Origin of the sequence: Xanthomonas sp. D-36-1 (assembly GCF_017746155.1) — a bacterium.
In the GTDB taxonomy this organism is placed as follows: Bacteria; Pseudomonadota; Gammaproteobacteria; order Xanthomonadales; family Xanthomonadaceae; genus Xanthomonas; species Xanthomonas cissicola.
On the sequence record NZ_JAGHWR010000006.1, the window covers coordinates 1 to 13,708 of the forward strand.

The 13,708-nt window shown below is 65.2% G+C and carries 9 protein-coding genes and 1 pseudogene; 4 read left to right on the forward strand and 6 right to left on the reverse strand.

Annotation, left to right across the window (positions count from 1 at the left end):
- Window positions 1-29 precede the first annotated feature (29 nt).
- Complete coding sequence (locus J7367_RS01855; protein WP_017159434.1) at window positions 30-527, forward strand: hypothetical protein; 498 nt, start codon at window positions 30-32, stop codon at window positions 525-527.
- Window positions 528-660: 133 nt separating this feature from the next.
- Window positions 661-1,155 (forward strand): hypothetical protein, encoded by a 495-nt coding sequence (locus J7367_RS01860; RefSeq protein WP_139792758.1) that lies wholly within the window; start codon window positions 661-663, stop codon window positions 1,153-1,155.
- Window positions 1,156-1,371: 216 nt separating this feature from the next.
- Here the strand turns inward: J7367_RS01860 and J7367_RS01865 are convergent, their stop codons facing one another.
- Window positions 1,372-1,635, reverse strand: coding sequence for a hypothetical protein (locus J7367_RS01865; RefSeq protein WP_042805832.1), 264 nt, complete (start codon window positions 1,633-1,635; stop codon window positions 1,372-1,374).
- A 312-nt stretch (window positions 1,636-1,947) separates the two neighbouring features.
- Between J7367_RS01865 and J7367_RS01870 the strand changes: the two genes are divergently transcribed.
- Together J7367_RS01870 and J7367_RS01875 are read left to right on the forward strand one after the other, a co-directional pair.
- Window positions 1,948-3,975, forward strand: coding sequence for a hypothetical protein (locus tag J7367_RS01870; RefSeq protein WP_057661001.1), 2,028 nt, complete (start codon window positions 1,948-1,950; stop codon window positions 3,973-3,975).
- Between the two features lie 404 nt (window positions 3,976-4,379).
- Window positions 4,380-5,115: pseudogene (locus tag J7367_RS01875) on the forward strand (hypothetical protein).
- Window positions 5,116-5,732: 617 nt separating this feature from the next.
- Here J7367_RS01875 and J7367_RS01880 read toward each other — a convergent pair.
- The 5 genes from J7367_RS01880 to J7367_RS01900 form a co-directional block, all read right to left on the reverse strand.
- Window positions 5,733-7,037, reverse strand: a complete 1,305-nt coding sequence (locus J7367_RS01880) for a jacalin-like lectin (RefSeq protein WP_007967121.1) — start codon at window positions 7,035-7,037, stop codon at window positions 5,733-5,735.
- A 70-nt stretch (window positions 7,038-7,107) separates the two neighbouring features.
- A complete protein-coding gene (locus tag J7367_RS01885; protein WP_057661042.1) occupies window positions 7,108-8,409 on the reverse strand; it encodes a histidine-type phosphatase in 1,302 nt (433 codons plus the stop codon).
- 103 nt (window positions 8,410-8,512) lie between these two features.
- Complete coding sequence (locus tag J7367_RS01890; RefSeq protein WP_057661002.1) at window positions 8,513-11,398, reverse strand: TonB-dependent receptor; 2,886 nt, start codon at window positions 11,396-11,398, stop codon at window positions 8,513-8,515.
- A 465-nt stretch (window positions 11,399-11,863) separates the two neighbouring features.
- Window positions 11,864-12,934, reverse strand: coding sequence for a FecR domain-containing protein (locus J7367_RS01895; protein WP_057661044.1), 1,071 nt, complete (start codon window positions 12,932-12,934; stop codon window positions 11,864-11,866).
- Window positions 12,931-13,458, reverse strand: a complete 528-nt coding sequence (locus J7367_RS01900) for an RNA polymerase sigma factor (RefSeq protein WP_022560311.1) — start codon at window positions 13,456-13,458, stop codon at window positions 12,931-12,933. The genes J7367_RS01895 and J7367_RS01900 overlap by 4 nt, the downstream gene beginning before the upstream one ends.
- Window positions 13,459-13,708: the final 250 nt, after the last annotated feature.

The following is a 13,708-nucleotide window of genomic DNA, read 5'->3' on the forward strand; positions in this document are numbered from 1 at the left end:
ATTGTTCAGAGTTTCCCTAGAGGAGTTTAATGATGCCAAAGGCATTGCGTAAGCGAGTTAACCGCAAGGATAAGGGCTACCATGCGCTCCGGCGCTCGGAGATAAACGACCTGGACAAGGCTGCCAGTTTTCTACTAGCAATTAGCTACTCTGGAAGAACTTCGCAGACAAAGGCTTCCCAAGGACTGATCCAAATGGATTGTGTTGCACTGGCGGTCATTAACGACGAATGGCTAGTGGCGGCCAACAGCCGTCGACTCGACGACTGGCATATGGAAGCGCTGGCACAGGAGCTGGGGTTCGATTTTACATACGCCATCGTCGAGCGTGGCCAGGGTGGTATGCATGCCGAGATGCAGGTTTTGGAGGAGATTAAAGCCAGTAGCTACTCGGCAAAGGGCGTACATATGGGAGTCTCGAAGCCGTGCTGTTTCGATTGCAAGACGACGCTTGATACCGTGCAAGCTCTGTACTCCCACTACCACACAGATACAGTGGTGAACTGGGAGGCTCCGGATCTAAGCTAGATATCGTGCCTCAGGCTCAGATAAATTTGCATACGGCACTACGGAACTTATGAGACGCATGGATCGTGCTTGAAAGTTGCCACAAGTTAATTTGATTTATTCAAGTAGTTTTACAATCTTGCTGAGGTGATGAATGGCAGCTTCTGAACACGAGTATGAGGTGGCGCGTGCGATACGCAATTCGGCTGATCCAGGAGATAATCCAAGCGACCGCTGTGCAAGAGGTGGCCTTCGAAGCGTCAAGGAAACCGACCCCCGTCGAATTCCCATCATCCGTGAATGGGAGTACGCCGCTTCGCGGGTGATTGCTTTCTCGAAAGTCGATTCATGTCTGGGCGCGTTGCAGATAGTAGATAATAAGAGGCTGCGCGGCGCTCACTTCTCTATGTTTGCATCGGGTGCGCAATACGATGTCGTTCAGTTCAATGCGATGATGGCTTCCGCTGGATTTCAGGTAAATCTGCCAATTTTATATTTCGGTGGAGGCGTGGATGATTGGCGGCAGGGGCTGGGTGTCAATACTTATATGAGTGTAGGACCTTTCGCCCACCCTGTAACTGACGCAGAGCAAAAGGCGTGGATTTTTGAAATAAATAATGGTGCTTTTACTTACCATTCAATGAATTAGTAAATTGAAATTACAATAAAAATTGGCAACGGGATCAGGTTTGGTAACGAGGTAACGAGGTAACGGGGTCGGGTTCACTTTCTCCACGAGCGCGATGTTGCGGAGGGCAACTGCAACCCGCCACCCGTCTGACCGATGTGCATCCGCCGGTGCGACTCCGCCATTTTCAGCTGCCTCCGGGATCTCTCACGAAAGACGAGGTGATTTATGGTTGAACTAGTATGCAGCGTCTGCAAGAAGCCCGCCTTGGGATTGGTAACCAAGCCGGTGAATCCATCCGACCAGCGTCATCGCAAATGTGATGGCGCAACGGTAGTGGCGCAGCAGCGCGTGGTTGTCCAGAAATCCGCGCTTGCCGCACAGGGAAGCGAAAAAGGGGCAGCACGCAAAGCCCTGACTGGCCGCGATCACCAGGGCAATCATGACAGCCGGACCAAACCGGAGGTGCGCGGAGGTCCAAAGGGCGATCGGCACGATCACGGACGGCGTCAGAATGGCTCGGCCGGGCAGAACTGATCACGAACGTTCAGTACTCCGTCCGGGCACGATCGGGGTGCTTTCCGGTGATGTCACCCGAACGAACGGGCGCAGGTTCACGTGCGAAGCCAACCCGACACCGGTCGTCCCGGTTGAACGGGATCAGGAAGTGGATCGAGCAACGTGACAGAACTCTTTCGAGTCCTGGCTTGAGTGATGCAGTGCGTCGCAGGCCGGACGACTGAGACGTTCTGTCGGGTTCGCTTGCGCAGGCCCGGTACGGTTGGTACCGACCATCACCTCACGGGAAAAGGCATGAACATTTCGAGCAGCGGTGTTCTCAACATCGTGGCCGCAACGTATGGATTGAAGGACGTCACCGCGCAGGTGGCGGCATTGGTCAACCGCAATGCCGCCCCGCAGACGCTATCGGTGGTGGCCAACAATGCGACCTTTACCGACACCTGGCCAAATCATGCCAAGGTGCTGACAGTGGTCTACCGCTACGACGATGGTGCAACGCGCACCGTGGCGGCGAAGGAGGGGGCCACGCTGAGCGTCGGGGCGACCGAGTTCGCGCAGGCGGACGCGCAGGCAGGCGATATCGCCGCCACCGGGCCCGTGCTCACGATCTGGGGCGCGAGCTACGGTCCGGTGGATGTGACCGCCAAGGTGCAGGGTCTGGTGCAGCAGAGCGACCAGACGCTCGATATCACTGCCAACAACGCGACCTTTACCGATACCTGGCCGAACAACGTCAAGACCCTGGTGGTGGTGGCCAGCTACACGGGGCAGGTTCCGTTCATCGACATCGTGGTGGAAGGCAGCCCCTATGCCTTGAGGTATCGTCCGCACCTGCAGGTGCTCAGTGCCTTCTGGGGCCTGCAGGATGTGACCGGTATCCTGCAGGCCAATGTCAGGCAGCGCCACGTGAGCCTGCCGGCATCCAATGCGGTGTTCGGCGATGGCTGGCCCGGTAACGCAAAGACGCTGTGCGTGGTATTCCAATACGCCGACTACGCGCCGCAATCTTCCATCATCCAGGAGGGCGGCACGCTCACCATCGACTACACCGCGTCCACGCCTGCATACACGCCGCCGGTGGATCCGGCTGCGCTGAACATCATCGCGGCCAGTTACGGGCGCAGCGATGTGACTGCCAAGGTCGCCGGGCTGGTCAGCGGTCAGGCATTGAACATCACGGCCAACAACGCCACCTTCGGCGATAGCTGGCCGAATGTCGCCAAATCCTTCGTCGCCGTTTACAGCTGGGGGTCGGCGGCGATCTCCAGCACCGTGGTGCGCGAAGGGCAGCCGTTCGCGCTGACCCGCCCGGAACCGGCGTTTGCGATCGACCAGAACTTCGTGTCGATGGCGGGGCTGTTCGCCACCGGCGACGAGATCAAGCTCAGCGCCGCGGCTGGCGGTTTCTGGCAGGTGGGCGCGAACCAGCAGATCCTCGCCAGCGCCGCGTCCAGCGCTGCAGCGGAGACCTTCACCTTGTCGATTCCAGGTGCGGCCGGCTCGCCGATCGTGCAGCTGCGCTGCAGCGACGGCAGCTACGTGCAATTGGCCGCCGACGGTACCTTGCATGCCGGCGGCAGTGCGCAGAACGCGGCCAATCTGGTGCCGTCGCTGCAGTCCAATGGCGCCTTGAACCTGGGTATCGCCGGCGGTGCGCCGTTCGTGGCGGTGGACGCCAATAACGCGATCGTGGGCAGCGGGAACTACAGCCCGGATTTTTCCACCTGCTTCAGTTTCCTGTTCAACCCCACCCAGGCCGGACTGGACAACCATCTCAAGGCGTTTGTGGGTGGTGACCTGTCCACCGAGGATCTGAATCTGGCGCTGGTCAAGGTGATCTGGGATCTGACCGGCGGGTGCTTCCTGGCGATCGGTCTGGGGCCGTTGATCGGCAATGCCGACAGGCTCGGCCCTGGCGTCTACCGGTTGCTCGAGGGCTATCCCAGCGTCATGCGCGCGATCAACGGGTTGGTCGCCACGGTCGGCAACAACCGGACCGCGTCGGCCGGCGCGCTGCTGACGGTGTTGGTGGCCGTGTACGAGGCCGGCGTGTTCATGCCGTTGCTGCGGCTGGTGCTGAGCATGGCCGGGTGGTGGGCCCTGTCGATGGCGCTGGTCACCATCCTGACCAAGGTGCTGGGCGGTGCGGCGAGCGCCGGTGCGACGGTGGCGGCAGAGCTGATCACCAGCTTCGCGATCTGGGCCTATCAGACGACGATGGACGTGCTGGCCTACGTTGCCTCGACCAGCGCCGGGGCGGCCTTCCTGATTGCACAGGACGACGGGAGCGCCGCGCCGTCGCCGCTGCTGGAGGCCTGATTCGCATCCAGGCACCCGCCACGTCATTGCGGCGCGGCGGGTGTCGGGCCTGCGCTGATGGGGTGTGGCGATGTTTGTCGAGCAGCTGCAGCCAGCGTGTTATCGACATCACCATCTGGATGGATCGGCGCAGCAGATATCGGTGCTCGCATTGCTGGGTTGATGGTCTACAGCCGATGCACGCGAACGCACATCGCAGCATGAGCGCAGCGCCGCAGCCATGCACTGAGCGTGCGCCCGTAGGCGGCGATAGCAACATACGGGCGTGCGCGGATTGCCACGCGAGATAATCGGCTGGGGACACAGGCGGTGGGACGCACCGCCGAGCCAGCGTCAGCGCGACGCTCGCCTGGCGTCGCCGCGATGCCGCACACTTGCCGCTTGGTCGAACACAGGACGAAGCAATGGCACGGCGATATGGATGGAGCGGAATACTGATGTGGCTGGCGGCATTTGGCGCGGTGGCGGCCGGTCCGACGCTACGGCACCAAGCAAGGTTGGGGCAGCCTGCAGGTCAGCGACAAGGGTGGGGCGCGCCACTTCGAGATGCTCGCGGTGGGCGCCAACGGCCACACCTGTTCCTTGGAGGGCACGCTGCAAGGCGACAAGGCGGAAGTGAGCGATGCCAGCGACACGCCGTGCAAGCTCTCGTTCAAGCCGGTGGCAGGTGGCTTCAGCATCGCCGCACTGACGCCAGACAGCTGCCGCGATTACTGCGGCATGCGCGCCAGCTTCGAAGGCGACTATCTGCAGCTGCCGGCCGGCTGCACCTCCGCAGCCAGCAGCCGACGACGTGAGGCGTACCTGCGGGATTATCGCGGCAAGCGCTATACCGAAGCACTTGCCGGCATGCAGTTGTTCGCGGGCGAGTGCGGCGAGTTCCTCAACTGGCTCGATCGCGACCGTTTCGCCAACGACCGCGCGCTCACCCTGCTGCGCCTGAACCGCCCGCAAGAGTGCCTGGCGGCACTGGATCAGACCATGGCCGGTCGCAGCCGCGACGAGGCCTCGTTCCAGGCGGAGATGGACAAGGACAGCACGATGTTGCCGCCCAGCGACTGGGATGCGTACCTGCCCATCGCCAAGTCCACCTGGTTCAATCGCAGGCTCTGCGAGGCGGCCAAGGGCCGAGGGCGATGACGTGTTTTGCTGCGCGCAGGGAAGTCCCTGCGCGCGGCATCGCACGGATGGTCGCTCGCTCGTGCGTGATCGAGGGGATGCTGAAGAAAATTCACGCTTGCAGTCGCACCCCTTGGTACTCATAACATCATCGCTACTTCAGCCGGCAGCGGATGGACAATCGAGTTCATCGTTGGAATTTTCCCGATACGTCAGACATACCGTCCCGGATCGTCCATCGCCGCAATTGCTGTGGCCGATCGCGCTCCAGCGCCTTGCCTAGCTTGATGGCCTGCAGGCCGCTGCAGGCAGAACCACGATCGACATTGGTCGCAACCCGCTGAAACCCGTCTGCGTGCCGCGCCAATGCCGCCAACCGTCAGCGCGCAGCTGTCCCTAAAAAGCACCAGCGCCTGCGGTACTGCGATCTTGGATGCAACGCCGGAAGCGCACGCCATTGAAAGCGCCTGCACGCGTGGAGCCTGTGTCCTTGGGTGACACGCAATTGCGCGGCGTTGCAGACGTGCGTCATCGCGAGCTGCGAGAATGCCGGCCATCGCCTCGTCGTGATTGCCGCACACAAAACAGAGCGGCGCCGAACCGACGCCGCTCCGTTGCAATGGATAAATCCGCCGCGCTCAATCCTTTCGATAGATCACACCCAGCTTGTCGATGGCATCGCCGGCGCGGCCGGTGAAGCCGGCGATATGCCAGCCGGTGGGGGCGGTGAGGGTATAGCGCTCGCTGGTCGGAGTACCGGCGGCGATGCTGCGGCCCTGGTTGGTGGTCAGGCTGAGCGAGAACAACCGGGTGCGGCCGTTGTACTGGCCAAGCGTGACGGTGGCCGAGGTGAGCGTCTCGCCGCTGCGCAGGGCCAAGCTGGTGGCGGTTCCGCCGCTGCCGCCGTGGGCCAGGGTGGCGCCGTTGTCCAGGCTGGCGGCCACCGCATCCAGGCGTTCGGCGCCGCGCAGGGTGACGCTGCGCAGTTGGCGCTGGTGGGCGCCGCCGGCCACGTCGTTGAACGGCACGCCATGCGGTCCGCCAAAGCTGTCGCTGGTGCGCACATCGGTGCCCACCGCCCAACCGAATTGCGTGTACAGCGGATAGTGATCCGACAGCGGCTTGCCGGCGCTGTCGTAGAAGTTGCCTGGGTCGAGCTGGTAACGGTTGGCGGCCAGGGTCAGCTGCGGCGCGGCGCGGTACAGGATCTTGTCCACCACCTCGCAGGTGTTGGTCGGCGGCGTGCCGCACAGCAGCGGTGCGGCGCCGGCTGCCGGGGCGGTGCCCTTGATCAGTTCCACCCACGCATCGATCAGGTTGTTGCTGGCGATGAGCTCGCGGATGTTGTCTTCGCTGCGGGTGTAGCGGGTGTTGGAGTCCATCATCACCAGCACCGCGTTGCCGGCCGACCAGGTGCCGATGAATTGCGACAACTGGCTGATGTTGGCGCGGCGGGCGGCCAGGTCGGCGGTTTCGGTACCGGCATTGGGGTGGGCGTTGTAGACGTCCAGCAGCACCCCGTTGTCCAGCCGCACCTGCATGTAGCTGAAGCCCTTCGGCGTGAGGCAGTCCGTGCCGTTGCACTTGTCCCACTTGACCCGGGTGAAGTCGTTGAAGGGATAGTTGCTCAGCGTGTTGAGACCGTCGCCGATGGCGGCACCGCCGCTGGTGGGTGTGCGGTACGGGTGGTTGTCGCCGGCGTAGAGCGCAGCGTGGTAGTTGAAGTCTTCCTGCACGTGAACCAGCCCATACGGCGCCAGTTTCGGTGCCAGCAGCGGCGTATTGGTGGCGGGGTTGCTGCTGGAGATGCCCTCCGGCAGGCCGGCGACGTTATAGGTGAGCACGTCGAGCACGCCGACGCTGGATTGTGCGTGGGCGACACCGGCGCAGGCCAGGGTCACACCGATTCCGACGCTGAGCAGAGAACGCAGATGCTGAAGCATGATGACCTCGTGCGGTTGGGGAACAGCGGATGGACGCGGCGCGTCGGGCCCGGCGCGTCGCGTGGAGGGGTCAGTGGTCCAAGGCGAGCGGGTCGAGTGCGGCCTGGACGATGCGGGCGAACTGCGGCAGCGGGCAGTCGTATGCCGGCGTGGCGGTGCTGCAGCCGGGAATGAAGATGGCTGCGCTCGGCGGCGGTGCCTGCAGCGTCAATGGCACGCGTTTGCGCAGCTGCGTCAGGCTCTGCGCGGTGTAGCGCAGGCGAATGACGCGCTGGCCGTCGGCGCGCCGCCAGCGTTCGAACACCAGCGCGCCACCGGGGACGGTCTGGTCGGATTGATAGCCGGGCAACTGCCAGTGCAGATCGAACATGCCGGCCAGCAAGGTTAGGGTGCCGTCATGGCCGGACACCACCACCAGGCGCGCATCGCCGCCGATGGCGTCGGCCGCGGCGTGTGCATCGCTGCCTTGCTGCAGCGTGGCCAGCAGGCGTGTGGCCAGCGGCGTGCTGGCCAGGCGGGCGACGGTCGGTGCGCGCAAACGCAGCGCGAATTCGGCCTGGTGCGGGGCGAACACACGCAGCAGCGTGGCTTCATCCAGGCCTTGCCAACCGAGTGCTGCGAAGTCCTGTCCATCGGCCCAGCCCATCAGCAGGCTTTCGGTGATGCCCGAGGCAGCCGCGGCGGGGCCGTCGAGACCGGGAATCGACGGCCCGGCATCGTCCAGCCCGGCCGGCACCGTGGTCAGGCGTAGCTTGCCGGGCGCGGCCTGCGCGGGGCACGGCCGTTGCGCACATTGCAGCAGCAGGTGTTCGAGCGTGTCGAGCGCATCGCTCTGGGTCGCGTTCCAGGCCCGCGCATCGCCACCGATGCGGCCGGCAATGGCCGCCTGCATGCGCGCACGCGCCTGGGGCTGACGCAGTGCAGCGGTGCCATCGAACAACACATCGGAACTGCCGGTCGGCACGTGATGCACGGGGTCGGCGCAGCCGGGCGTCAGTGTGCTGGCCAGCGCCTGCGCCGAGGCAATGGTGCGCTGGGTGCGGTTGGCCCAGTAATAGGCCTGGTTGCAGCCATCGCCGTTCAACAGACCGAGCGCGGTGTAGCGCGCGCGGTAGTAGTCGCCGAACAGGCGTTCCAGCTGCGCGCCGTTGGCGGTGAGGTGACCGGCCGGCACGCCGAAATGCGGCCATGCGTGCAACGAATAGCGACCCAGCCGTTCGGGGCTGGACATCGCCGCACGCACGCCGTGGCGTTTGAGGATCACCACTTTTTCCAGGGTGTCCGGCGTCGCATCGGTGGCGTGGGCAGGGGTGAGCGGCACGAGCGCGAGCCCGAGCAGGGCGGTAGCGCGGCGGCAAAAACGCAGAAGCATCGGCAGATCCATGACGAGTGAAGCGGAGAGGCGAAACAATCGGCGCAGTGCGGTGGCGGCCGTGCGCGAGCGCGACGACCGCCGGCTGCGCATGCAAACGCGCTCAGAAGCGCGCGCGCAGACCCAGCGACCAGGTCCGGCCGTAGTTGGTGTAGCCGCCGAACAGGTGGTCGCCGACGTACTGCCGCTGCACCTGGCCGGTGAGATTGATGGCGTTGACGAACACCGACAGGGTGTCGTTGACCTTCCAGGCGACATTGGCATCCAGGCTGCCGAAGGCATCGCTGTTGAGCGTGGCCACGTTGGCGGTGCCCACCGCGTTGACGATGTTGTCGCTCCAGCTGTAGCTGGCGCGCGCCATCAGCGGGCCCTTCTCGTAGAACAGCACGGCGTTGTAGGTGTTCCTGGCCACGCCTTCCAGGCTGTCGGTGAAGCGGCGCGTGCCGTCGCGGTAGGTCGCCTGGCTGTCGGTAAAGGTGTAGTTGAGCTGCATGCCCAAACCGTCCAGCGGCGCCGGCAGGCCGGTGAACACCTGTTGGTAGGCCAGCTCCACGCCCTTGACGCTGGCCTGGCTGCCGTTGGTCTTGGACGAAAGCAGGTAGGTCTGGCCCTGGTAATCCAGATACGACAGCTGGGTCTGGATGAAACTGGAGATGTCCTTGTAGAACACACCGCCAGTCAGCGCGGAGGTGCCGTCGATGTACCACTCGAAGGTCAGGTCGTACTGCCAGGCTTCGAACGGACGCAGCGCCGGATTGCCACCGCTGGCGGTCAGCACTTCGCCACTGGAATTGAAGGTCAGCTTGGACGACAGGTCGGTGAGATCCGGGCGGGTGATCACCTTGGCCGCGGAGGTCCGCAGCACCATGTCATCGCGCACGTCCCAGGCGGCGTTGAGCGAGGGCAACGCGTTGGTGTAGCTGCGCGCGAAATGCACCGGCTGGGCGGCGCCGTCGAGGTCGGCATGGCCGTCGGTGGTCTGCTCGGTACGCACCAAGCGCACGCCGAGATTGCCGCGTACATCGCGCCCGGCCAGGGTGCCGCCGACGTCGGTCATCGCATACGCCGAGCCGATCGTCTCGCGCACCTCGCAGGAATTCTGCAGGTCGGCGCTGTTGGGCGTGCCGCTCAGGTCGGCGGCTGTGGGCCAGTCGTTCCAGAACGGCGCTTCGATCGGCGCCAGCCACTGCCGTGGCAGCGTGCCCTTGCCGTCGACCAGCATGTCGCTCACCGGCAGCGCGGTGAAATAGCTGCCCGGAAAGCGCACACCGGCGATGCGGTTGAGCAGCAGGTCGACACGATCATAGGTGCGCGAGCGCTCGCGGTACTTGGCGCCGAACTTGATGTCGCGCAGCCAGCCATCGCCGAGCGTGCGCTTGGCGTCCAGCTGCAGCGCGTCTTCCTTGTCGCGCGCATCGATCTGCCGCCATTCCAGCCGGCGTCCGCTGACGCTGGCCGGGTTGGTCGGATCGAAACCATTGGTGAAACTCCAGTTCGGCACGTTGTCGTCGTCGGCCTGCGGCATCTCCACGCGCATCGACAGGTTGCTGGCGCTGCGCAGGCGCGTGCGGCGGATCGGGTCGGAGTCGTCGCTGTGTGCCTGCGAGTGGAACGCCACTGCGCCAAGCGTCCACAGATCGCCATTCCAGGTACTGGACAGGCGCGCGCTGCGATTGTCGTCGGTGATACCGGAGGTCTCGCGCGAGACCTGCACCTGGCCATTGCGATAGTCGAAGCCGGTCACGCCGCCGTGGTCCACTTGCAGGTTGCTCATCTTGGACACACCGTCGAAGCCAACGCCCAGGCTGTATTCGTCGTAGTGCACCGTCTGCTTGGCATACAGCAGGTCCAGATTGGTTTCCCAGGCGGCACTGGGGCGCCATTGCAACGAGGCGGCCACGCCGGTGCGTTCGCGCTGCTCCAGTTCCAGCGTCGGGCGCAGGCCGGTGGGCAGGTAATACGCACCTGGCGCACCCGGCACGCCGCTGGGGTAGTAATCCCAGCTCACTTCGTTGACGCGGTCCTGGCGCAGACTGCGCTGGGCATATGCGCCGGACACCAGCATGCCGAAGGTGCCCTCGGCATTGACCCAGTTGAACAGGCCGGACACGCGCGGGTCGTTGGCATGCGTGCGTTGCGCCTGGCTGGATTCCAGCGAGGTGTTGAGCAAGGTCTTGCCCAGTTCCAGCGGGCGGAAGGTGCGTACGTTGACGATGCCGCCGATGGCGCCTTCGTCCAGATCGGCGGTGGGACTCTTGATCACGTCCAGGCCGGAGACCAGTTCCGCCGGCAAGGTGTCGTAGCGAAACTGGCGGCCGGTCTGGCCGGAGGTGCGCACGTTTTCGTTGACTGCCATGGTCTGGCCGTTGAGCGTGGTCACCTGGAAATTCGGTCCCAGGCCGCGTACACGCACGTACACGCCTTCGCCGCGGTCGCGCACGATCGACACGCCCGGCACGCGCTGCAGGGCTTCGGCCACGTTCTGCGCCGGCAGCTTGCCGATGTCTTCGGCGGCGATCACGTCCACCACGCTGTCGGCATAGCGCTTCTCGCGCAGCGCGGCGCTGAGGCTGCCGGCATAGCTGCCCAGCACCTGGATGCTGTCCAGTTCGCGCACCGGTGCACCGGCGGCGATCGGCGTGCTGCTTGGCGCAGCCGGCACCGTTGCAGCCGGCGCCTGGCTGGTGGCGGTGTCCGGTTCGATGGTCACCGTGGTGGGCGTGAGATAGCGGTAGCGCAGGCCGGTGCCATCGAGCAGTTGTTGCAATGCCTGCTCGGGTGCTGCGCCGTCGGTGGTGCCACGGCTCTGACGCTCGGCGCCGACGCTGGCCGCGTAGACGAATTGCAGACCGGTCTGGCGCGACAGCGTATTGAGCGCGCGTGCCAGCGGTTGTGCGGGAATGGCAGTGACCGCGACGGGTGGCGTCTGGGCGCCGGCAGCACCGGCATGCAGGGCAAGGGCAACGGACAGGAACAGGCAGCGGCGCATCGTCACTTCCAGGCAGAGGGAGAGGGGCGCCGCACACGCGCATGGGGCGATGCGGCGACTACCCCATCTACGAGGCGCGACAAGCCGAGTCGGGCACCGTGTTTCCATGAATTTTCTGTGACACGTGCAGGGGCGCAGGCGTGCGCGTGCCGTGGAGGGCATGCAGGCCCGTGTTGCCCGGCGAAAAGCAGCTTGGCGGTTCGATCGCCGATTGCGTCGATCGTTGCGTTGCGCGGCGCCATGCAGCGCGATGCGCACGCCTAGATCGCATTGCGTCACTCCGGGTGCCAGCGGTTCGGTGCGCAGATACGTCAGCGCGAATCTGCGATGGGAACAGGCATGAAAGTGCGACGCCGCGGCGTGCCGACCCACGGCAGGCACACGCCGGGCAATGCGGCGGTGCCTGCAGTGCTGACTTCTGCACGCACGTGAGCGCCAGCGTGTCGGTCGCCTTGGCGGCGGGCCTTACCGGTTGGCGGTCGCCGGTGGTGCACGGCTGACGATGTGCAGCGCACTGGCTTGCTGTTCGAGCCGCAGGCCGGGCTGCCGTGCGAGAAACGCGTGCAGGCCGGCGAGATCGTCGCTCCGCAGATTGCCGGTCAGGCGCATCGCGCCGGCGCGCGGATCGTCGATATGCAGCTGGATGCGGTTGAGGCGATTGAAGTCTTCGGCCACGTTGCGCAACGGCTCGTCGCGGAAGACGATGCGTTGCTGCTGCCACGCATGCATGGTGGCGACATCTTCATTGCTCAATTGGACCTGGCCGGCGCCATCGATGCGCGCGCTTTGTCCTGCACCCAGGTTGGCCAGCATCGGCTGCGCCGGGCGGTCGGCGCGCCAGACATGCACGCGACCGGCAGACACGTCGATGCGTGCCTGCTGCCCATGCAGCGCAATGTCGAACGCGGTGCCGATGTCTTCCACGCGCAGGTCCAGCGCCCGGACCTGCAACGGACGCCGATCCGGGGCGACATCGAAGCTCGCCTGGCCCTGCAGCAACTGCAGGTGGCGCGACCACGGCGTTATGGTGGCCTGGATGCGCGTGTCTGCATTGAGGAACACCACGCTGCGGTCGGCCAGTTGCACGCGGCGTTGTTCGCCATGTGCCGTCGCATAGGTCGTGGTGCGCGGCCAGGCCCAGCCGCCGAGCACCGTCAGCAGACCGAGCATGGCGGCCAGACCGACATGCCAGTGCGACCGGCGTGCCGCCGACCGCGATCGCGCGGTTCCCCCTGCGGCGACGGGACGCCGCGGCGGCAATGGTAGCGCCACCACGTTGCGCGCCGGCCCGGTATCGCGTTGGCGCTCGGCCTGCAGCAGCGCCTCGACATCCAGCGCCATCGCATCCAACGCCTCGCCGAGCGCACCGGCCACCCGCGTCACCGCCAGGTATTCGCGCACATGCGCCGGCGAGGCGGTCAGCCACTCCATGAAACGCGCCTGCTGGTCGGCATCCAGCGGCTGCATGCGCTGCAGCGCATGCCAGTGTGCCGCTTCCTCGGTCAGGCGGCGCGCCGCCTGCGACGCGACGCTCACCACCACTGCGCTCCCTCGTCGGCCAGCGCCGATCGACAGGCCGACAGGCCGCGCACCACGTATTTCTTGACCATATGCGAGGACACACCCAGGCGTTCGGCGATCTGTCTGTAGCTCAGGCCGTCGCGGTACTGCATCACCAGCACCGCACGCACGCGCTCGGGCAGCCCGGCCAGGACGGTCTGCAGGCGTTGCTGGCGCTGTCGCCGCTGGGCGCTGTCTTCGACATCGTCACCGGCCACCAGCCGTTGCGCGAACTGTTCCATGTCCTCGATACGCAGCGGCGCCTGCTTGCGCCGCGCTGCCTGCTCGCGCGCCAGATTGACCGCCACGGTATAGAGATACGCTTCCGGGTTGGCGATGGTCTGGCCCGGCTGCTGATGTGCACGCAGCAGGCGCAGATAGGTTTCCTGGACCAGGTCTTCGGCGTCCTCGTTTGCTCCGCGGCGCACGAAGAAGCCGCGCAGCACCGGGCCATGCTCGGTGAACAGACGTGCCCAGGCGCGCTTTGGATGTGCCGACACCCCAACCTCCGGCCGATTGCAGGGGCGCAGGCTAGCGGCGTCGTATGACGTCGCGGTGACGCGGTTGCTGCCCATGACTTGGCGGCAGGCACGCAGGCGGGCACAGGCCTGTGCTTGCTCACGCCGCCGCCGCTACCCGATACCGCGGCGTCCGGAGGTCGCGCTTTGCCGTGGGGCAGGCTGGGCGTGCCTGAGGCGGACCCGGCTGCCAGCGACACCTCGTCGCCTGCCTGGGCGCCTCCGCGCTGTC

Coding starts and splice junctions, on each gene's coding strand:
- J7367_RS01890 (WP_057661002.1), bottom strand. CDS start 11,398: ATGCGCCGCTGCCTGTTCCTGTCCGTTGCCCTTGCCCTGCATGCCGGT.
- J7367_RS01860 (WP_139792758.1), top strand. CDS start 661: ATGGCAGCTTCTGAACACGAGTATGAGGTGGCGCGTGCGATACGCAAT.
- J7367_RS01870 (WP_057661001.1), top strand. CDS start 1,948: ATGAACATTTCGAGCAGCGGTGTTCTCAACATCGTGGCCGCAACGTAT.
- J7367_RS01855 (WP_017159434.1), top strand. CDS start 30: ATGATGCCAAAGGCATTGCGTAAGCGAGTTAACCGCAAGGATAAGGGC.
- J7367_RS01880 (WP_007967121.1), bottom strand. CDS start 7,037: ATGCTTCAGCATCTGCGTTCTCTGCTCAGCGTCGGAATCGGTGTGACC.
- J7367_RS01885 (WP_057661042.1), bottom strand. CDS start 8,409: ATGCTTCTGCGTTTTTGCCGCCGCGCTACCGCCCTGCTCGGGCTCGCG.